The sequence below is a fragment of the Halopelagius fulvigenes genome (genome assembly GCF_042662625.1).
GTDB classification, from domain to species: Archaea; Halobacteriota; Halobacteria; order Halobacteriales; family Haloferacaceae; genus Halopelagius; species Halopelagius fulvigenes.
The window spans coordinates 1,012,486-1,032,107 of record NZ_JBHSXH010000015.1; the positions used below are offsets into that span (position 1 = coordinate 1,012,486).

20 protein-coding genes are annotated in these 19,622 nt (G+C 67.1%); 7 read left to right on the forward strand and 13 right to left on the reverse strand.

Annotation, left to right across the window (positions count from 1 at the left end):
* Positions 1 to 123 precede the first annotated feature (123 nt).
* Together ACFQEV_RS15330 and ACFQEV_RS15335 are read left to right on the forward strand one after the other, a co-directional pair.
* Complete coding sequence (locus ACFQEV_RS15330) at positions 124 to 828, forward strand: type I 3-dehydroquinate dehydratase (protein ID WP_379697844.1); 705 nt, start codon at positions 124 to 126, stop codon at positions 826 to 828.
* 26 nt (positions 829 to 854) lie between these two features.
* Positions 855 to 1,292: a DUF7575 domain-containing protein gene (locus tag ACFQEV_RS15335; RefSeq protein ID WP_379697846.1), complete on the forward strand. Its 438-nt coding sequence runs from the start codon at positions 855 to 857 to the stop codon at positions 1,290 to 1,292.
* Between the two features lie 28 nt (positions 1,293 to 1,320).
* Here the strand turns inward: ACFQEV_RS15335 and ACFQEV_RS15340 are convergent, their stop codons facing one another.
* The 6 genes from ACFQEV_RS15340 to trpC form a co-directional block, all read right to left on the reverse strand.
* The gene (locus ACFQEV_RS15340) at positions 1,321 to 2,511 is read right to left on the reverse strand and encodes a 3-dehydroquinate synthase II (RefSeq protein ID WP_379697848.1); all 1,191 of its coding nucleotides are present in this window, start codon (positions 2,509 to 2,511) and stop codon (positions 1,321 to 1,323) included.
* A gap of 816 nt (positions 2,512 to 3,327) precedes the next feature.
* Positions 3,328 to 4,404: a DUF2891 domain-containing protein gene (locus tag ACFQEV_RS15345; protein WP_379697850.1), complete on the reverse strand. Its 1,077-nt coding sequence runs from the start codon at positions 4,402 to 4,404 to the stop codon at positions 3,328 to 3,330.
* Positions 4,405 to 4,509: 105 nt separating this feature from the next.
* Positions 4,510 to 5,304 (reverse strand): 2-amino-3,7-dideoxy-D-threo-hept-6-ulosonate synthase, encoded by a 795-nt coding sequence (locus tag ACFQEV_RS15350; protein WP_379697852.1) that lies wholly within the window; start codon positions 5,302 to 5,304, stop codon positions 4,510 to 4,512.
* Positions 5,305 to 5,334: 30 nt separating this feature from the next.
* The gene (gene trpA, locus ACFQEV_RS15355; RefSeq protein WP_379697855.1) at positions 5,335 to 6,219 is read right to left on the reverse strand and encodes a tryptophan synthase subunit alpha; all 885 of its coding nucleotides are present in this window, start codon (positions 6,217 to 6,219) and stop codon (positions 5,335 to 5,337) included.
* Positions 6,220 to 7,467, reverse strand: coding sequence for a tryptophan synthase subunit beta (gene trpB / locus ACFQEV_RS15360; RefSeq protein ID WP_379697857.1), 1,248 nt, complete (start codon positions 7,465 to 7,467; stop codon positions 6,220 to 6,222).
* Positions 7,464 to 8,234 (reverse strand): indole-3-glycerol phosphate synthase, encoded by a 771-nt coding sequence (trpC, locus tag ACFQEV_RS15365; RefSeq protein ID WP_379697860.1) that lies wholly within the window; start codon positions 8,232 to 8,234, stop codon positions 7,464 to 7,466. The genes trpB and trpC overlap by 4 nt, the downstream gene beginning before the upstream one ends.
* Positions 8,235 to 8,318: 84 nt before the next feature.
* Between trpC and ACFQEV_RS15370 the strand changes: the two genes are divergently transcribed.
* Positions 8,319 to 8,771, forward strand: coding sequence for a methylated-DNA--[protein]-cysteine S-methyltransferase (locus ACFQEV_RS15370; protein ID WP_379697862.1), 453 nt, complete (start codon positions 8,319 to 8,321; stop codon positions 8,769 to 8,771).
* 7 nt (positions 8,772 to 8,778) lie between these two features.
* On the opposite strand, the gene ACFQEV_RS15375 is transcribed toward ACFQEV_RS15370, so the two are convergent.
* The 3 genes from ACFQEV_RS15375 to lonB form a co-directional block, all read right to left on the reverse strand.
* The gene (locus tag ACFQEV_RS15375; protein ID WP_379697865.1) at positions 8,779 to 9,123 is read right to left on the reverse strand and encodes a hypothetical protein; all 345 of its coding nucleotides are present in this window, start codon (positions 9,121 to 9,123) and stop codon (positions 8,779 to 8,781) included.
* Positions 9,124 to 9,466: 343 nt separating this feature from the next.
* The gene (locus ACFQEV_RS15380; protein ID WP_379697867.1) at positions 9,467 to 10,447 is read right to left on the reverse strand and encodes a CPBP family intramembrane glutamic endopeptidase; all 981 of its coding nucleotides are present in this window, start codon (positions 10,445 to 10,447) and stop codon (positions 9,467 to 9,469) included.
* A 6-nt stretch (positions 10,448 to 10,453) separates the two neighbouring features.
* Complete coding sequence (gene lonB / locus ACFQEV_RS15385; RefSeq protein WP_379697870.1) at positions 10,454 to 12,583, reverse strand: ATP-dependent protease LonB; 2,130 nt, start codon at positions 12,581 to 12,583, stop codon at positions 10,454 to 10,456.
* 246 nt (positions 12,584 to 12,829) lie between these two features.
* On the opposite strand from lonB, the gene ACFQEV_RS15390 reads away from it, so the two are divergent.
* Both ACFQEV_RS15390 and ACFQEV_RS15395 read left to right on the forward strand, forming a co-directional pair.
* Positions 12,830 to 13,372 carry a nicotinamide-nucleotide adenylyltransferase gene (locus ACFQEV_RS15390; RefSeq protein WP_379697872.1) on the forward strand — a complete coding sequence of 181 codons (543 nt, stop codon included), beginning with the start codon at positions 12,830 to 12,832 and terminating at the stop codon, positions 13,370 to 13,372.
* 4 nt (positions 13,373 to 13,376) lie between these two features.
* Positions 13,377 to 14,144, forward strand: a complete 768-nt coding sequence (locus ACFQEV_RS15395; RefSeq protein ID WP_379697874.1) for an SAM hydrolase/SAM-dependent halogenase family protein — start codon at positions 13,377 to 13,379, stop codon at positions 14,142 to 14,144.
* A gap of 4 nt (positions 14,145 to 14,148) precedes the next feature.
* Here ACFQEV_RS15395 and ACFQEV_RS15400 read toward each other — a convergent pair whose 3' ends face one another.
* Positions 14,149 to 14,697 carry a GNAT family N-acetyltransferase gene (locus tag ACFQEV_RS15400; RefSeq protein ID WP_379697876.1) on the reverse strand — a complete coding sequence of 183 codons (549 nt, stop codon included), beginning with the start codon at positions 14,695 to 14,697 and terminating at the stop codon, positions 14,149 to 14,151.
* A gap of 357 nt (positions 14,698 to 15,054) precedes the next feature.
* On the opposite strand from ACFQEV_RS15400, the gene ACFQEV_RS15405 reads away from it, so the two are divergent.
* The gene (locus tag ACFQEV_RS15405) at positions 15,055 to 15,588 is read left to right on the forward strand and encodes a hypothetical protein (protein WP_379697879.1); all 534 of its coding nucleotides are present in this window, start codon (positions 15,055 to 15,057) and stop codon (positions 15,586 to 15,588) included.
* A gap of 114 nt (positions 15,589 to 15,702) precedes the next feature.
* On the opposite strand, the gene thsA is transcribed toward ACFQEV_RS15405, so the two are convergent.
* Both thsA and ACFQEV_RS15415 read right to left on the reverse strand, forming a co-directional pair.
* Positions 15,703 to 17,262, reverse strand: a complete 1,560-nt coding sequence (gene thsA / locus ACFQEV_RS15410; RefSeq protein ID WP_379697882.1) for a thermosome subunit alpha — start codon at positions 17,260 to 17,262, stop codon at positions 15,703 to 15,705.
* A gap of 137 nt (positions 17,263 to 17,399) precedes the next feature.
* Entirely contained in the window at positions 17,400 to 17,708 is a 309-nt protein-coding gene (locus ACFQEV_RS15415) for a HalOD1 output domain-containing protein (protein ID WP_379697884.1), read from the reverse strand.
* Between the two features lie 142 nt (positions 17,709 to 17,850).
* On the opposite strand from ACFQEV_RS15415, the gene ACFQEV_RS15420 reads away from it, so the two are divergent.
* Positions 17,851 to 18,678 (forward strand): amidohydrolase family protein, encoded by an 828-nt coding sequence (locus ACFQEV_RS15420; RefSeq protein ID WP_379697886.1) that lies wholly within the window; start codon positions 17,851 to 17,853, stop codon positions 18,676 to 18,678.
* Between the two features lie 5 nt (positions 18,679 to 18,683).
* Here the strand turns inward: ACFQEV_RS15420 and ACFQEV_RS15425 are convergent, their stop codons facing one another.
* Positions 18,684 to 19,586 carry a glycosyltransferase family 2 protein gene (locus ACFQEV_RS15425; protein ID WP_379697889.1) on the reverse strand — a complete coding sequence of 301 codons (903 nt, stop codon included), beginning with the start codon at positions 19,584 to 19,586 and terminating at the stop codon, positions 18,684 to 18,686.
* Between the last annotated feature and the right edge of the window lie 36 nt (positions 19,587 to 19,622).

The window sequence follows — 19,622 nt, forward strand, 5'->3', positions numbered from 1 at the left end:
CGCTCGCAAGCGACCGCTCCGCTCTCCCCGCCGAACCGAGGCGATTTGACCTCTCCCCCGACGGGTTCCGGCCGATTTCGCGCGCCGGGTAAGCGTTTAGTCGCCGCACTCCGGCCTTCGAGTATGCACCTCTCGTTCGACTCGTTCGTGTTGGCGGCGGCCACCGCCGACCTCTCGGACGCCGCGGACCCCCTGGTCGACGAACACGCCGATGCGGTGGAGTTTCGGATGGACCTCGCGGATTCGGACCCCGAGTCCGCCCTCGACGCCTACGACGGAGGCGTTCCGCTCATCGCGACGAACCGCGCGTCGTGGGAGGGCGGCGAGTGCGACGACGGCGAGGACGACCGGTTGGCGGCACTCGAACGGGCGGCCGAACGGGACGTGGTGGCGGCCGTCGATATCGAACTCGACAGCCTCCTCACCCCGCGGGGCGCGGCGGCGGCCGACCGGGTTCGGGAGTCGGGCGCGTCCGTCGTGGCCTCCGTTCACGACTTCGAGGGGACGCCCGCCGCCTCCGAACTCCGCCGGAAACTCCACCGGGCGGCGACGCTCGGCGACGTGGGGAAAGTCGCGGTGACGGCGACGGACGACCGCGACGCCCTGCGACTCCTCGAAGCGACGGACGCCGCGACGACGTGGGGCGACACCGTGGCGACGATGGCGATGGGCGAGGCAGGGCGACACACGCGCGCCGTCGCGCCCGTTTACGGGTCGAAAATCGGGTACGCGCCCGTCAGACCGGCGGACGCCACCGCACCGGGCCAGTACGACTTGGAGACGCTTTCTCGACTCGTCGGCGACCTCGAAAGAAATCCGGACACTTAAGCGTCGTGACCGCTTCGGGGCAGGACATGGCGGATACGCGTCGGCGAGCGATGGTCGCCGCCCTCGTGGGCGTACTCGGTGCGAGCGTCGGCATCGCCGGCGCGGGGCACGTCTACCTCCGGCGGTGGCGCAGAGCGGTCGCGTGGTTCACGCTCGTCGTCGCCGTCGGCGTGGGCCTCGTGTTCGCGTTCGCCGACCCGACGACGGTGTCGGTGTGGGACCTCTCGGCTCTCCCTACGGAGGTGACCGGGCCGGTGTTCGCGCTCCTGTTTCTCAGCACGGTGGACGCCTACTACGTCGCCGCGCGCAGTTACCGGACGGACTCCGGCCCGCGGTGTCCGCACTGCGGCGGCGAACTCGACGCGGAGATGTCGTTCTGCCCGTGGTGCGCGACGGAACTGAAGCGTCGGCCCGAGGGCGTCGAGAACGTCGAAGTCGAGGAACGCGGCGACGAGACGAAGTAGAGAGACGGAGCGACGGGCGGAACTCGGATTACTTCTCGATGATGCTCTCTTCGACCGCCTCGCCGAAGTGGCGGGCGGTCTGTTCGTAGTAGAGGAGGATTTCGTCGCCGGCTTCGAGGTCCGTGACCGACGTGCGGCCCTCGCGCGTGTGGACCTTGATAGTCTCGGCGTTCTGCAGGAGCGTCTCCACCCTGTCGCCGTCTACGTCTGCTTCGACGCGGAACATCGGTCGCTTCTCTATCTTCACGCGCCCGACGATGGCCTCCCGCGTCCGACCGGTCTGGTCTACCACCTGCACCTCGTCGCCGCTTTTCAGCTCCGAGAGGTACTTCGTCCCGCCGTCGGGCGTCCGGACGTACGCGTGGACAGCGCCGGCGTTGACGCGGAACGGTCGGGAGGCGACGTACGGCGACTCGGCCGTCTCGGCGTGGACGAAGAAGAGACCCCGGCCCATGCTGCCGACGAGCATCCCCTCGTCGTGTTCCATCAGGTTGCCCGTGTCGACGCAGACCCGGTCGGCCATGCCGGTCCGTTCGACGGCGGTCACCTCGGCCCACCGGAGTTCGAGCGACTCGCGTTCGGCCTCGTCGCGTATCTCGACGGTTCGGCGAATCTCGTCGGGGTCGTCGCTGTCCAAGAGGACGCCGTCGGAGCCGGATTCGAGCGTCTCGAACGCCGTCTTCGCCTCCTCGGCGGAGGTGACGCCCGCGATGAGTTCCGTCTCGTCGCCGATGCGGGCGATGAGGTTCTCCAAGGGGATGATGGTCCAGTCCTCCCCGATGACGATGGTGTGGTCGGCGTCCAGGGCCGCCTCCTCGGCGAACGACTCGTAGTCCTTCGAGAGGATGCGGACGTACGCGCCGTTGGCTCTCTCGTCGTCGCGGCGGAGCGTCGTGAGGTCGGCGGAACCGGAGAAGTCGGAGGGGAGGTCCACGGTGCCGTCGCCCTCGCCGCCCTTGCCGACGAAGTAGGCGTCGGCGTTCTCGTTCGGGTCGGGCGTTTCGTCCTCCGCCTCCTCGACGTCGTCGACGAGTCGCACGTCCCCGTCGTTCCGGAAGGCGGCCACGTTCACGTCGCCGAGCGAACGGACGCGTTCGACGTCTTCCTCGTCTACGAGCACCCAATCGACCCCCGCTTCGAGGCCCGCGGTGATTCGTCGCTTCCTCGTCTCCCAATCGCCGACGGCGTCGTCGGCCTTGAGCCAGACGCTCCGAGTCATTGTGCGAACCGACACGTCAGTAGGGCTTGAACGTGGCGACTCTCAACAGAATTGCCGGACGACGGCGCGGAATCGACGACCGGCGAGACGCCGCGACGGCGGCATCGACCGGGATTAGATATAGCACTCAATGGTTTATTTCGTTCCCGAGGGGCGCCTGCGGCGGCGTCGTTCGCTCCGCGGACGAGTTTCCCCGACGCGGCGTTCAGGTGCCCGAGTCGGACGTGAGAAAGCCCCTTCCCGCGGCGGACGAACCCGCGACGAGAACGGACGGCCGACTCGCCCGGCGGCACCCCCGGAGTTTCGGCCGCGACGACCGCCCGCGGGATCAACGCCGAACCGCCCACCGGCGAAACGGCCGCGTGGGGCACGAGGGTGAGAAGTCGGCGTTCGTCCCGAGGAGAGTCGTCGAGACCGCGGACCGACTCGGTGTCCCGTCGTCTCACCGGATTCGCTCGCCGGGGATACCGAAGCGTCGAGAACTCGCCGCCCGGGAGTACGCACGCGAACCGGTCAGCCCCCCGTTCGTCTCGCTACCGACCGCCCCACCTCCGAATCGCGTCCGTACTCGGCGGGGTCCGACCGCTATCGGAACGGATCCGTGAGCGAAATCGCCCGGAGGGACGTCCGTGACGGGCCGCGGCGGCACTCTGCGAGAACGAGAACCGACGCCGGCGAGAGAGACATACATCAAATACCGCGATACGAAATCGGGGCGTTCCGAGAAATCGGACACTCGGCGGAGGGTGCACGTCGCTCCGACCGCTTACCGGCCGAAACGGGAGAATCTGGAGAAACAGCGACTGACGAGTGCGATTACGCCGGCGCGATGCCGCCCTCCTCTCTGGTGAGGAGGCAGAGGACGAACGAGGAGAGCCAGTGGGACCCGGCGTAGTTCTCGGTGAACGCCCGTTGTAATCCGCGCTCGGCGTGTCTCTCCGCGCTCTGACGGAACGGCTCGGCGTACCGGTGGCCGTCGAGGGCGGACGCGAGGCCCGCCGCGCACCACGCCTTCGAGACGTTCAGTCCGACGAGGTGGAGCGCGACCCCTTCCTCGGGGTCCGAATCGGCGCGGACGGGTTCGAGGACGGAATCGTACGGAGAGCGGGCCAGGTCGGGGAAGAACCCCTCGGCCCACGTTTCGAACTCGTCGCGGTCGTAGACGCGGCGCATCAGGTCCGCCTCGGTCAGCGAGGGCGAGAGGAAGTCCCACCCGAGCGGTTCGTACTCGACCGGGTAGTCCCGATCCTCGGCGAAGAACTCCCTCGCCGTCTCGGAGGCGGCGGATTCGAGCGCGGTGTCGGACACCGTCCGCGCGTAATCGAGGACGCAGTGCAGGGCGAACGCGGAGTTCCGGTGCGTTCCGACCCGGAACGGACGCTCTTGGGTCAGAAACTCCGAGCGGACGAGGGAGACGATCTTCCGCTCCAACGGTTCGAGGACCGAGCGCCACGCTGCGGCGCGGTCGTTCCCCCACAGGTGCAGTTCCGACGCGAGGTGGAGGAGCCACGCCCAACCGTAGGGTTTCTCGAACGCGGGGTTGCGCTCGAACTGTTCGACCTCACGTTCGACGTTCTCGGGCGTGAACCGACCGTCGATGCTCTCTACGATTCGAGAGCGCTCGGGGTGGTCCTCGAACAGTCGGAGTTGGCGAACGAGCGCCCAGTGACTGTGGACCGCCGAGTGCCAGTCGTAGCAACCGAAGAACACCGGGTGTCGCTCCTTCGGTCGCGGCCCGCCGGAGGGGGAGTCCAGAGACCGAGCGTGGTGGGGGAACTCGGTTTCGACCGATTCGAGCGGGTGGTGCGCGAGCGTCTCCGCCGCCTCCGAACCCAACCAGTCGCTCTCTCCGGCGAGAATGGCGTCGATGTCCGCGTCGGCGAACGTATCCATCGGAAGATTCGTTTCTCCCTCTCCGTATTCAATCGGTTGCCGGTGCGGTGTTCAGGGGCGGTACCCGCGGTTCGGGCGGCGGGAGAAGAGGAGAACCGCGTCGGTTTACGCTTCGATGCCGAGTCCGGCCTGCCGGAGTGCGCTCTCTGCGTCGGCGTCGTCGTGGACGACTGCGCTCACCGCGCGCGTGATGGCCTCCGGGTCGTCGTGTTGGAAGATGGATCGACCCATCGAGACGCCCGCCGCGCCGCCGTCCATCGCGCCGCGGACCATCTCCACGGTTTCTCTGTCCGTGCCGCGACTGCCGCCGGCGATGATGACCGGCAGGCGCGTCGCGTTGCAGACGCGTTCGAAGGAGTCGCCGTCGCCGGAGTACGCCGTCTTCACCACGTCCGCGCCGAGTTCCTCGGCGAGGCGGACGGCGTGGGCGAGGCTCTCGGCGTCGTGTTCGTCGATACCGGGGCCGCGCGCGTAGTTCATCGCGAGGACCGGCACGCCGTAGCGGTGCGCCTTCTCGGTCAGTTCGCCGAGTTGCGTCATCTGGTCGGGTTCGTGCGCCGACCCGACGTTCATGTGGAAGGAGACGGCGTCCGCGCCGGAGCGAAGGGCCTCTTCGACCGACCCCGTCATGCGTTTGTCGTTCTCGTCGGGGCCGATGACCGTCGACCCGTTCAGGTGGACGATGTAGCCCTTGCCGTTCTTGTTCGGGTGGACGCGGGGGGCGACGCCCTTCTGCGTCAGAACGGCGTCCGCACCGCCGCGCGTGATGGCGTCTACCGTCGATTCGAGGTCCACAAGGCCCTTGACCGGGCCGAGCGTGATTCCGTGGTCCATCGGGACGACGACGTATCGTCCGCGTGTCGAGATGCGTTCGAGTCGTGCGTGGAGTCCTGCGTGCATTGTATTGTGTGAGACTGTGGCAACCTCGGGTTATGTGCGTTCCGCTTGTGGCTCACGTTGCGCGAATCCGCGCTCCGCTCCGTCCTTCAGTTCGCGCGCCAGCGATTCGAGTCGTTCCGCGACTGCGTCCGCGTCCTCGTCGTTCTCGTGGCCCTCCGCCACGAGGTCCACGAGGGCGCTCCCGACGATGACGCCGTCCGCGCCGCCGGCGACGATTCGCTCGGCGTGGTCGCCCGTCTTGATGCCGAATCCGACCGCCTTCGGCACGTCGTACGCTTCGAGTCTGTCGAGGCTCTCCTCGGTCTGTCCGGACACGTCCTCGCGCGCGCCCGTGACGCCGAGTCGGGCTTGGACGTAGACGTAGCCCGACACCTGCTCCATGATCCGTTCGAGGCGTTCCCCGCGCGTCGTCGGCGCGACGATGAACACGAGGTCCAACCCGAACTCGTCGCAGGCCTCGCGCAGGGGGCCTGCCTCCTCGGCGGGCAGGTCCGGGACGACGAACCCCGAGAGGCCGACGTCGGCGGCCTTCTCGACGAACGGGCGCGGGCCCGTACTCGCGGTTTCACCGCTCGCTTCCGAGGCGCCCCGCGCCTCGCTCTCCCCGTACTGGTAGATGAGGTTGTAGTACGTCATGCAGACGAGGGGCACGTCCACCTCCAGGTCCTCGACGAACTCGAAGAAGCGGTCGGGGGTCATCCCGGCCTCCAGCGACCGAACGACCGCCCCTTGGATGGTCGGCCCCTCCGCGACGGGTTCCGAGAACGGCAGGCCGAGTTCGATGACGTCTGCGCCGCCGCGCGCGAGGGCTTCGACGTACTTCAGCGACGATTCGTAGTCCGGGTCGCCGGCCGCGAGGTACGGGACGAACGCCGGCCCGTCCGCGAACGCCGCTTCGAGGGCGTCGTTCGCCATCTAGAACCCCCCCGCGAACTCGGTCATGTCGGGCGCGATGTCGATGTCGCGCTTCTCCGTCTCCTCGATGACCGATTCGAGGTCCTTGTCGCCGCGGCCCGAGAGGTTCACCAGCACGGAGTCGCCCAACTCCCCGCGGTTCTCTTCGAGGTAGGCGAACGCGTGGGCGGACTCCAACGCCGGGATGATGCCCTCCAGTTGCGAGAGGCGGTGGAACGCCGTCAACGCCGCGTCGTCGTCCACGTTCGCCGCCGTCACCCGCCCCTCGTCCACGAGGTGGGCCAGTTCCGGGCCGACGCCCGCGTAGTCCAGCCCCGAGGAGACCGAGTGCGACTCCATTATCTGGCCGTCGCGGTCCTGCAGAATCTTCGTGCGCGCGCCGTGGAGGACACCCTCCCGGCCCGTCGAGAGGGACGCGGAGTTGGGCGCGACGCCCGACTCCTCATCCACGGAGAGGGAACTGCCGCCCGCCTCGACGGCGTAGAGGGCCACGTCCTCGTCGTCTACGAACTCCGCGAACGCGCCCATCGTGTTCGACCCGCCGCCGGCGCACGCGAGGACGGCGTCGGGGAGGCCGCCCGTCTTCTCGCGCATCTGTCCGCGCGCTTCCTCGGAGATGACCGACTGGAAGTCCCGCACCATCGCCGGGAACGGGTGCGGGCCGACGACGGACCCGATGACGTAGTGCGTGTCCTCGACGTTCGTCGCCCAGTCGCGCATCGTCTCGCTTATCGCCTCCTTCAGGGTGCCGCGACCCGCCGTCACGGGCGTCACCGTCGACCCGTTGAGTCGCATGCGGAAGACGTTGGGACGCTGGCGGTTGATGTCGCGCTTGCCCATGTACACCTCGCAGGGCATGTCGAGGTGCGCCGCCGCCATCGCCGTCGCGGTGCCGTGTTGGCCCGCGCCCGTCTCCGCGACGATGCGCTCTTTGCCCATGTACTTCGCCAAGAGAACCTGCCCGAGGGCGTTGTTGAGTTTGTGCGCGCCGCCGTGGACCAGGTCCTCGCGCTTCAGGTAGACGTTGCAGTCGTACCGCTCCGACAGTCGCTCCGCGTACTGCGTGGGCGTCGGTCGCCCGCCGAAGTCCCGCAGGCGACGCCGGAACTCGTCCATGAAGCCGTCTTCGTTCTCCAGCACGTACCGCTCGTAGGCGTCCGTCAACTCCGTTATCGCCGGCATCAACGCCTCGGGGACGTACTGACCACCGTACTCGCCGAACTTGCCGTCTGTCTGTGTCTCCGTCATTCGGATGTCTCCGCTGTCGTGAATCGTTCCGCGTTCGCTCGCACGTCGCCGTCCATGATGGCCGTGCCGATGAGGAGGGCGTCCGCGCCCGCCGCGCGCATGCGACGGGCGTCTTCGACGCTGGAAACCCCGCTCTCGGCCAGAAGCGTCGCGTCGTCGGGGACGTGGGGCGCGACCCTCTCGAACGTTTCGAGGTCCACCTCCAACTTCGCCAAGTCGCGGTTGTTCACCCCGATTATCTCCGCGCCCGCCTCCACCGCGCGGTCCAGTTCCGCCCGGTCGTGGACCTCCACGAGCACCTGAAAGCCGCGTTCGCGTGCCGCCTCCAGGAGGTCCGGCAGGTCGTCGCCGACGAACCGCGCGATGAGGAGGACGACGTCGGCCTCCACGGCGTCGAGTTGCGCCTCGCTGACGACGAAGTCCTTCCGGAGGACGGGCACGTCCACGGCCTCCCGGACCCGCCGGAGGTTCTCGGTCGAACCGCCGAAGTGCTCCGGTTCGGTCAGCACCGACAGGGCCGTCGCCCCGCCCGCGACCATCTCGCGGGCGAGTTCGACGGGGTCGTCGGCTCTGGTCCCCTCGGTGGTCGGACTCGTCGGCTTCACCTCCGCGACGACGGGCACTCGTCCCTCGTCCTCGGCGGCGTCCACCGCGTCGGGGAACGACCGCGCGTCCACGCTGACGCGCGACTCCCCGCCCGACCGGTCGCGTGCGGCCGCGAGGATGGACCGCACCTCCGGCGCAAGTTCGTCCTCACTAGCGTCCATCGTTGTACATCAACGGACTCATTTGCACATAAGGCTTGCGCGTCGTCGTCAAGGTTCAAGGCCGACGACGGAGTAGCGACGGGTATGGACGCAGGCGTCTTCGCCCGGCGGTCGGACAGACTCGGGCGAACCGTGCAGATCGGCGTCGCCAGCGGTCGAGTCATCAACGTCTCGTTCCCCGAGACGCCGCCGGACGACGCCGAGGCGGACCACCCCCTGTTGGATCGGGTGTTCGACTACCTCGACGGCGAGTCGGACCACTTCGACGACGTGACCGTCGCCCTCACCGTGCCGACGGAGCAACGGCGCGTCCTCGACGCGGTTCGTAAACTCCCGTACGGCGAGACGGTGTCGCTCGGACGGGTGGCGAAACTCGCGGGACTCGACGACGAGGACGAGGAGGACCGACGGACGGTGCGGACGGCCCTCTCGGAGAACCCGGTTCCGCTCTTCATCCCCGACCACCGCGTCCGCGACGCGCCGGGCGGCGCGCCGGCCGAGGTGGCGCGCCGCCTGCGAGAGAGAGAGTCCGCGTGAGGCCGCCTCAGACCCGTCGGATGACGAGGTAGCCGATGAAGCCGAGGACGAAGAACGCCGAGGCGACGGTTTCCACCGCGTTGGACCCCATCCCGGCGGCCCACATCGCGACGGAGACGAACTGCGCGAGGCCCGCGAGGACGAACGCCCCGGCGGTGGCCAGACGGACGCGCGGGTCGGTTCCGCGACTCCGCTCCTCGTAGACGGTGTAGCCGAAGTAGAGCGCGACGACGCCGAATCCGACGTCCACGGCGACGTTCGCGAGGGGGTTGCCGGTGACGACGGCCACGACCAAGAGTGCGAGGTAGCCGACCAGAATCGCTCGTATCGCCGTCTGCCGAGTGTCTGCCATGCCGGAACTGGGGAGGTCCGGACAGTAAAAGGTTCGTCGTTCGAGGATGTTGCGCGGGCGTCGCCGCCGCCGCGGTCGGTCGCTACCGAACGCGGCGCGGGGACGCGTTCGCACTCACCCCGGAGTGGGCGCGCCGGGTTCTTCTCGGTCGTCGTTTCGGTCACCGCGGTTGAGTATCGCGTCGCGGATGCGGTCGAACGCGGACCTGTCCGTGCTGATAGTCAGAGGGTACATGGCCTAGGTGAACGTTAGTTATTGTCACACTTGGTCCTAACGGGGATCGTCGCATCCGCGGTGTCCGTGAGACTCGCTTTGCTCGTCTCGCGAGGTTCGCCTCGCTCACTCACGTTCGCTCGGCGAACCCTTCGTGGACGACGAACTCCAACGCGTTCACGAGGTAGTGCGCCACGAAGACGACGAGGAGGCTCCCGGTGAGGACGAACCCCGCCGCGAGGACGAACCCGAGGACGCCGGTGACGACGACGCCGATGCGGCCCTGCGCGCCGTGCCCGAGGGCGAACGCGACGGAGGAGACGACGGCCATCGCCCACGGCGAGACGTCGAACCCCGCCGAGATGACGCCGACGAGTGCGCCGCGGAAGAGAAGTTCCTCGAACCCCGCGATGATGGGCAGGACGCCGAGGAGAAGGACGGCCCATCCACGGAGCGTATCCGGGGCGAGGGCCTCCCGGAGTTCCTCGCCGCCGCCGAGTCCGAAGCGTTCGCCCACCGCGGAGCCAAGTTCGTTCGCGCCGTAGAGGACGACGCCGAATCCGACGCCGACGAGGGCGTACCACGGCGTGAGCGTCTCGAACCCCGCGCCGAACGCCCACGCGGGGATGTCCGAGAACCACGCGCCGGCGAGAAGGAGGACGGCAAACAGCCCCTGCGACACCGCCACGTTCACGAGGAGGAGGGCTGTCGAGGGACCGGCGTCCGCAGTCGCCTCTGCGGCCGACGGGCGCGGGCGGTTCCGCCCCGGGTCCGCGGCGACGAACTCCTCGGACGGCGTCTCGGCACCCTCGGTGGCGCGGGTTTCTGCCTCGGTATCGGCCTCCGACCCGTCTCCGACGGACGATTCGGACGGGGGGGACGCGGCGTCGGACCGGAGGTCGTACCCGCCGTTCGGACCGGCGTCTCTCGGTTCAGTTCGTACGTCCGCACGCGACTCCGCCGACCGGTGCGGTGCGTCGGGCGCGTTCGACGGCGTCCGCCGGCCGTCGTGGTCGCCGTGGGAGATAACGCCGCGAGAAGCGTGAGAGAGTAAGAGAAGCGCCGACGTGACGAGGCCCGCGAACGCCGCGAACGTCGCCCAGTCGGGCATCCGCCGTTACTGCGGACTCGGGCTGGACGGCCCGGAGACCTTGTTCTCCTGCGAGAGTGCGGAACCGGTGATGCTCTTGAGGCGGGCTACGAGAGAGTCCTTCTCGGGTTCGCCTTCCAGAGCGATGTCGAGCACCTCGCTGATGTGGGAGACGGGGATTATCTCCACCATCTCGCGGTACTCGTCTTCGATCATCACATCCTGCATGTTCGCGGCGGGGATGATGACCTTGTCACATCCGGTCTTCGCCGCGGCCTCGATCTTGTGCGTGACGCCGCCGACGGGGAGCACGTCGCCGCGGACCGACAGACTGCCGGTCATCGCGAGCGACTGGTCCACGCCGACGCCTTCGAGCGCCGAGATGACCGCCGTCGCGACGGTGATGGAGGCGGAGTCGCCGTCCACGCCGCCCTGTCCGGCCTGGACGAACTGGATGTGGATGTCCTTCTCGGAGATGTTCTCGTCGGAGAACTTCTTGATGATGGCCGAGACGTTGTCGACCGCCTCCTGCGCCATCTCCTTCAGCTGACCGGTGGCGATGACCTCGCCCGGCCCCTGCGAGGGCGTGACCTCGGCCATCACGGGGAGCATGATGCCGGAGTCCTCGCCCATGACCGCCAGACCGTTGACGCGGCCGACTTGGTAGCCCTCCGCGACCTGCAGTTCGTAGTCCTTGCGGCGTTCGATGTAGTCGTCCGCGAGCTGCTGCTCGATGGAGCGACTGCGACCCTTCGCCTGCAGGACGTGGTCGCGCGTCACGACGTCCGCGTCCTGTCCGCGGGCGATGTCGCCCGAGACGCGGACGAGACCGCCGAGGTTGCGGAGTTCGAGCGTCAGGTGACCCTTCCGGCCGGCGCGGCGGCGGGCTTCGAGGATGGTCTCCTCGATGGCCTCCGCGGAGAAGTCGGGCAGGCGGCCGTCTTTCTCGACCTCTTGGGCCACGAAGCGCACGTACTTGCGGCGCATCTCCGGGGTGTCCTCGATGGTGTCGTCCATGTACACCTCGTACCCGTACCCCTTGATGCGGGAGCGGAGCGCGGGGTGCATGTTCTCCATCGCGTCGAGGTTACCCGCGGCGATCATGATGAAGTCCGTCGGGACGGGTTCCGTCTGGACCATCGCGCCCGAGGAGCGCTCGGACTGGCCCGTGATGGAGAACTCGCCCTCCTGAATCGCCGTCATGAGGTGCTGCTGGCTGCGGATGTCGAGCGTGTTTATCTCGTCGATGAACAGCACGCCCTTGTTCGCCTTGTGGATGGCACCCGGTTCGACCCGGTCGTGACTCGGCGTCTCCATGCCGCCGGACTGGAACGGGTCGTGGCGGACGTCGCCGAGGAGCGCACCGGCGTGCGCGCCGGTCGCGTCCTCGAAGGGCGCGGCCGTCTCGTCGGCGTTGTTCACGATGAGGTTCGGAATCATCGCGTCGCTTCCGCGAGAGCCGTAGCGGAACGCCAGATAGATGATACCCGCCGCGAGGATGCCGAGCAGAATCTGCCCGGCGATGATGAGCGAGTAGCCGAGGACGATGGCGATGATGATCCACATGAGGAACGACCGCATCTGGTTGCGCTTGCGGGCCTCCTCCTTGTGGGCCTCGACTATCTGCTCGCCCTTGCCGGCGGGGACGGTGCGTACCTTCGGGTTGTTCCCGTCGTCGGGGTTGTGGTAGACGAGGACGTCCTGAAGCTCCTCTTTGGGGAGGAGTTCGGCCATTGCCTTCGCGAGCATCGACTTGCCCGTACCGGGCGAGCCGATCATCATGACGTGGCGGCGCTGCTTTGCCGCCTTTATCACGACGTCGCGGGCGTGTTCCTGACCGATAACCTGATCGACGAGCCTGTCCGGGACCTGAATCTCCTCGGTAGAATCTATCTGCAGACCGCCAAGAAGATCGTCTTCGTCGATATCGTCGGCGACGTCCGCCGTGACCTCGACTTCGCTGCCGAGGTCGTCGATGGTCCCTTTATCGGGGTCGTCAGACCCTGTCTGACGGCCCGCAGAGCCACGCTCTGCGACCCCGTCGTCAGGTCCGGACTCCGGAAACACCTCGTCGTCGGACGACGAGTCGGGGGTCTCGTCGGAGACGTTCTCCCCCTCCTCCGGAAGGTTGTCGTCGGTGTCGGTGTCGTTACTCATAGTAGTCTAACACGCTTTCCAGTTCCTGAGAGCGGCGCTCCCGTCCGGTCGTTTGCCGGTTGAGTGCCTGATACTCATAGAACTGTGTCGCTACTACAATGGTGGGTCGCTCAACTGATATACTTTCTCCCCGCATCCGACCGACGCACTCCCCAATTAAACGGACGTTTCAGGGCGTTTAACAACGGATTAGGTGATTTATTACGACTCGCACACTTTATAAACGATGCGCGGGAAAACAGGACCATGCGGGGGTTCTACATCGGCCGGTTTCAGCCATACCACAACGGTCACCACCAGATGGTCAAAGAGATAGCCACGGAGGTAGACGAACTCGTCCTCGGAATCGGGAGCGCCGGCGACTCCCACTCGACGCGGAACCCGTTCACCGCGGGCGAGCGAATCATGATGGTCACGAAGTCGGTCGTCGACTTCGACATCACCACCTACGCCGTCCCCATCGAGGACTTAGAGCGCAACTCCGTGTGGGTGAGTCACGTCCAGAGCATGTCCCCGGCGTTCGACGTGGCGTACTCGAACAATCCGCTCGTCATCCAGCTGTTCAAGGAGGCGGGCGTCGAAGTGCGGCAGTCCCCGATGTTCAACCGAGGGGTCCTGCAGGGGACCGAACTCCGCGACCGGATGATATCCGGCGAGGACTGGCGGAGCCTCGTCCCCGAACCGGTGGCGGGCGTCATCGACGAGATCGGCGGCATCGAACGCATCCAACGCGTGAGCGACACCGACTCCGGCGGGTATGACACCGACGAGGGGACCGACCCCGCTTGACACGATGATAACGCTCGCTTCCGACTTCGGGTCGCCGTACCCCGCGGCGATGAAGGGCGTCATCCTGCGGGAGAGCGACGCCCGCCTCGTGGACGTGACGCACGAGTTGCCGCGACAGGACGTCCGCGCGGCGGCGTTCTGGACGCGCGAGACGCTTCCGTACTTCCCGCCGGCGGTCCACCTCGTCGTCGTGGACCCCGGCGTCGGCACCGACCGCGCGGCGCTCGTCGGGCGCGTCGGCGACCACGCCGTCGTCGCCCCGGACAACGGCGTCGTCCGCCCCGTCGCGCGGCGCATCGCCGCCGAGACGGGCGAGGACCCCGAGTGGTTCACCTACGAGTACGACGACCCGGCCTCGACGACGTTCCACGGCCGCGACGTGTTCGCCCCCGCCGCCGCCGCCGTCCACGAAGTCGGCGTCGGGGAGTTGGAATCGCTCCCCTCGATAACCCCCGCGGACGACGCGGTGGACCTCCGGTTCCCGACGGCGTCCGTCGAGGGCGACGAGGCCCGCGGCGAAGTGCTCGTCGTGGACGACTTCGGCAACGCGGTCACGAACGTCCCCGGGGCGTTCCTCGACGGGCGGACCGGCGACACCCTCTCGGTGAACGGGACGGACGCGCCCGTCGAGACGGCGTACGCCGCGGTGGAACCCGGCGACCGACTCGTCACCGTGGGGAGTCACGGCTACGTCGAGTGCGACGTGAACCGGGGGCGCGGCGACGACGCGTTCGGCCTCGAACCGGGCGACGACGTTCGCCTGCGGTTCTGAGCGACTACTCGATTCGCCCCCGAAGGAGGCACTCGCGGACCGTTTCGCCGAGCACCTCCGCCTCCCGTTCTTCGACGGCCTCGTACCCCCGCGACCGATAGAACGAGCGCCCGACCCGGTTCTCGGCGAGGACGCGCATTTCGAGCGTCTCACAGTCTTCCTGCCGGCAGAACTCCTCGATTCGCGCCAACAGCGCGGTTCCGACGCCCTCGCCCCAGTAGTCGGGTTCGACGTAGATGGCGCTGAGCGTCGCGACGCCCTCCGTCTCGCCCGGTCCGCCCGCGGCGAACCCGACGACACCGACGGGGTCCGTCCCCCGGTCCGCCGGAGTGCGGCCGGAGGCGTCCGCCTCCAGTTCGGCCACGAAGTACGCCGCGTCGCCGCCCTCGACGAATGCCCGCGTCGCGTCGGGCGCGTACCACTTCGCCATCGCGGCGTCGATCGTCTCCCGCGAGAGGATGTCGCCGTAGGCGGTGTTCCATCCGCGCCGGGCGATGCGTCGGACGGCGGGCACGTCGTCGGCCGTCGCGTCGCGAACCGTCACCTCGGTCATGGCGAGGCGTTCGACCGACTCCGAAGTAAAGACTCGGTGAGAGGAGGGTCGGACGGTCGGGGGACGGAGCGGCGAGAGAAAATCGGGGGAGGTGACGTCGGACGGCGACTACGGCCAATCTGAGCTAGCAACTTCGTTGCTGCCACAGATATGTTCGATTGTGTCGTGGCTACTGCTCTCTTGGGAGGTCTTCTTTTAATAGGTTCAGGCCGCAGCACACGCGTAGTGATGCTACTAGAGCATCTAATAGGGGAGAACAGAGATTCAATCGGTAGTCGGCACCAGTATCCTTACCTCATTGTTGTTCTGATGCTGATGGTAGATGTGATATTATTCCTTTGTCTACCTCAGAAACAGATGTCAGTGGTAATCTCGATTGAAGGACTAATCCTGGACGTTATAGGGGCATCTCTTCTTGCTACCCTTGATACGGAATGGCTGTATGGGCGGTATGCGAATGAGGATGCCTCTGATCGAGTTAATGCATTCTATGACGGCTATGAGGAGCTAAGCCGTAAATTAGAGCTTGATAATACGAACTCCAAGTTCAGGCCTCTCGCTATGGCTGTTAAACAAGCCCTTGATGACAAGGTAGAAATTACAGCCCTCAAGATAGACGTTTCCGAAGTGAATTCTTGGGAGCGGTTGTTTGCTAATCGAGAGAATCCAATTCAGGCATTTGAACAGCATCACATGATCTTCAAGAACCTCCCACAGGTACGCGCTATCACAGATAGTGACGAAGAAATCCCTCTTGGGTCACACCGACATGTAAAGAGAATGGTCCCTGTTCAAAATTATGTTCGTGACCAAAATCAGAAATATTTCCGATCTGCGATGATCATTTTTATATTGGGATTCTCCTTCCAAATTTTCTCATACGCGTTCTAATCTCTATTTTCCAGAGCGAGGAAGGTGCACCACCGATGACTGAATCCCATCGGGCGAGAGTCGGTGATTAACCACCGAAAGCGTAGAGTTCGCCCGACAGAGTATCTCTATTCTCTACTTCGCGGCGATGACGTCGTCGATGCGGAGAATCATCGTCGCGGCCTCCGTCGCGGACTCGACCGCTTCGCGCTTGACGGCGGCGGGGTCGATGATGCCGCGTTCGACGGGGTCGCCGATTTCGCCGCTGCGACCGGTTGAGATGATGCCGGCGACGCCCTCGCTCTCGTAGCGGGCGCGGAGGTCCACGAGGGCGTCGATGGGGTCCATGCCGGTGTTCTCCGCGAGGGTGCGCGGGAGGGCTTCGACGGCGTCGGCGTACGCCTCGACGGCCAACTGCTTGCGGCCCTCGATGCTCGCCGCCGCGGAGCGGAGGTGGTCGGCGATGGCGATTTCGGTCGCGCCGGCGCCGGGGACGACGCCGCCTTTGTCCACCGCGGCGACGACGACGTCGACGGCGTCGTTGACGGCGCGTTCGAGTTCGTCAACCACGTGGTCGGTGCCGCCGCGGAGGAACAGCGTCACGGACTTCGCCGCCGCGCCGCCCTCCACGAAGGTGAGTTCGTCGTCGCCGAACGTCCGGGCCGAGACGGCCTCGGCGCGGCCGAAGTCGCTCGATTCGAGGTCGGCGACCGACCCGAGGCGCTTCGCGCCCGTCGCGCGGGCGATGGCCCGGGCGTCGGACTTCTTCACGCTCTTGAACGCGAGGATGCCCTCGTCGGCGAGGTGGCCCGCCACGCGGTCCGAGATGGACTTCGTACAGAACACCACGTCGACGCCCGCGTCGGCGAGCGTCTTCGCGTAGCCGCGGAGTTCGTCGTCCTCGGCTCGGATGGCGGCGTCGAGTTGCTCGACGGAGGTGATGTTGTACTCCGTGTCGAGTTCGCCCTTCCGCACGTCGAGTTTCACGTCGAGGACGGCCACGGTGGCGTCTTCGACGCGCAGGGGCATGTTGTCGTGGACGCGTTCCTTGTCGATGACGACGCCCTCGACCAGTTCGGTCGCCGAGGAGGAGGACCCGGTGCGCGTCGTGATGCGCACGTCGTCCCGGTCGAACGTCTCGTTGTCGTCGTGGACCATCCGCACCGCCCCGACGACGTGTTCGGCGAGGACGTCGGCGGTCACGTCACCGGTTCCCTTGCCGGTCATCGACGACTCGGCGACCTGTTCGAGGAGTTCGTCGTCCAGTTTGACGGCCAGCAGTTGCTCGTCGATGGCCTCCTGCGCGAGGCGGGCGGCCTCGTTGTACCCCTCGACGATGACGGTGGGGTGGAGGTCCCCTTCGAGGAGGTCCTCGGCGTGGACGAGGAGTTCGCCCGCGAGGACGGCGGCGGTGGTGGTGCCGTCGCCGACTTCCTCCTCCTGCGTCCGGGCGACTTCGACGATCATCTGCGCCGCCGGGTGTTCGATGTCCATCTGTTCGAGGATGGTCGCACCGTCGTTGGTGATGACGACTTCACCGGAGGAATCGACGAGCATCTTGTCCATCCCGCGGGGGCCGAGCGTCGTCCGGACGGCGCTCGCGACGGCCTTTCCGGCGCGGATGTTCGAGTCCTGCGCGGCCTGACCGTTGGTCCGGTTGCTGCCGCTCGCCAGAATGTACAGTGGTTGCTGCATACGTGTCGCCATAGTTATGAAACCTCACCCCTCCAGACGTTTGCAGTTCTATAAATACGTTTCGGCCCTCGGCGCGGCGTAACCGCACGACGGCGGCGGGAGGCGTGCTATCCCGCGTCGAAGCGGAAGCGAATCTCTCAGACGGTTCGGTGCGCCTCGACGGTCACGTCCTCGCCGCTCGTGACCGTGACGACGTACTCGGCGTAGGTGAACGAAAAGAGGCCCTCGACGTGCGTCCGCGACCCCTCGAACAGTTCGTTCAGCGCGTCGGGGTCGATACCGGCGTCGTAGAGGGGCGGAAGCGAAATCTCGGAGACGCCCTCCGCGGCGGCGACGGCGCCGACGACGGCCATCGCAACCGTCTCGTACTCGGCGGCGTCCACGAGAGACCCCTTCTCGTGGACGATCATCTCGGACTGTGGGATTCGCTCCTCTGACTCGGACATACAGAGCACTACGGAGTCACCGGCCGTTACGATGACCGTTGACCGCACAACCCATTTAAGTACTCCCGTCCGGGGGAGGCGGGGGCGGCGCGGGGTGGTGCAACCTACAAGATATTTGAACTCGTGGGGGTTCCGAGAGAGCATGCTGGAGTTGGAACACGGGTTTCGGGTCGTGGACGTCCACGCCCGACTCGACCCCGACGGGGAGTCGGTGTCAACCCGGGGGCGAGAGGTGGGGCCGGAGCGATTGGAACGGGAACTGCATCAGGCGGGCGTGGTGAAAGCCGTCGTCTCGCCGGGGCGTCGCCCGGAGGGGATGGGGTACCTCCGCGCGAACAACGCCGTCGCGCGGTTGAGCGTGGACCGGCCGTTCTTGGCGTTCGCGCGCATCGACGGTCCGCGCGACCCGAGCAACCGAACCTCGGCGCGCCTGCGCAACCTCACGGCCTCGCGGTCGCAGACGCACGTCGACCCCGAGGACGTGGAGAAGTACGCCTACGACGACCGGTTCTACGGGTTCACGCTCGCACCCGCCGCGGACGGCCTGCCGGACGAGGAGACGTTAGACCGGTTGGAGGACGTGGGCCTGCCCCTCCTCGTGCACGCCGGCGCGGAGTTCCCGCCCGTCGCCGCCGCGGAGACGTTGCTCCGACGGGAGTTGCCCGTGATACTTGCCGGGTTCGGCGGCTTTCCGCTGAACCGCGATCTGATGAACGAGGCCATCGAGATGTTGGCCGACCATGACGAACTCTATCTCGACACGAGTTTCGTCCGCTACCGCAACGTGTTGGAACGCGCCCTCCTCGAACATCCCGACCGCGTGCTGTTCGGAAGCGGCGTCCCCGAGACGCACCCGAACGTCGGCGTCATGGAGGTGCTGACGCTCGACGTCTCCGAAGACGCGATGCGCCGCGCGTTCTCGAAAAATCCGGCGCGCGTCGTCCCCGAACTCGGCCCGGGCGAGGACTGACAGCGCTACCGGCGGTCGTACTTCGCGACGGCCCGGTCGGCCCGCTTCGAACAGCCGTGGGGGTTGCGCGCCGCCGACCGGTCGCGCCGCCGGGCGACGAACCCGTCCGAGGAACCCGTCGCTATGCCGACGAGAACGTCCCGTCCGATGCCGAACCAGCCCGTCGGCGAGGCGTCGCCGCGGACCACGTCTCGGGCCGACGAGAGGGCGTCCCGGCCGGCGTGCGACAGCGTTCGCCGCAGGACGGACGGCCGGACGCCGTAGTTCTTCACGAGTCGGTACGAGAGCGCCCGGTACTTCCACCCCCAGTCCCGTTCGGTCACGCCGCCGTCGGACTCGTACTCGGTCCTGACGCACATCTCCGGTCGCCACTCAACCTCGTAGTCGAGTCCCGCGAGTCGGTGCGCCGCGTCGCGCGCGCCGCCCGTCTCCAGGTACTCGTCGAACCCGTCGAGTCCGTCGATGACGTCCGCGCGGAAGGCGACGTTACCGCCGTTGAAGTACGTCACCTCGCGGCCGCAGACGGAGTTCCGCTCAGCGGACTCCGTCGTCATCCCGGCGCGGAGCGTCTGGTGGGTCGGCCCGGTGACGGCGTCGGCGTCTTCGAGGGCCTCCTCGACGGCGGAACGCCACCGCTCCTCGACTGCGAGGTCGTACCGGAGGAGTGCGACGGCGTCGCCCGACGCCGCGCGAATGCCCGCGTTGCGCGCGACGTTCAGCGTCCGGTCGGATATCTCGACGAGAACGTCCACGTCGTCCCGGTCACGCACCATCCCCGTGGTCCCGTCCGCCGACGGACCGTTGACCACGATTACCTCGGCGTCGGGTGCGTGCTCGGCCAGCGCGTCGAGGCTGGTTGCGAGGCGGTCCCGACCGTTGAGCGTCGGGACCACTACCGAGAGATCCATACCCGTCGGTTGCGACGCGGGAACTTAAATTTCTCC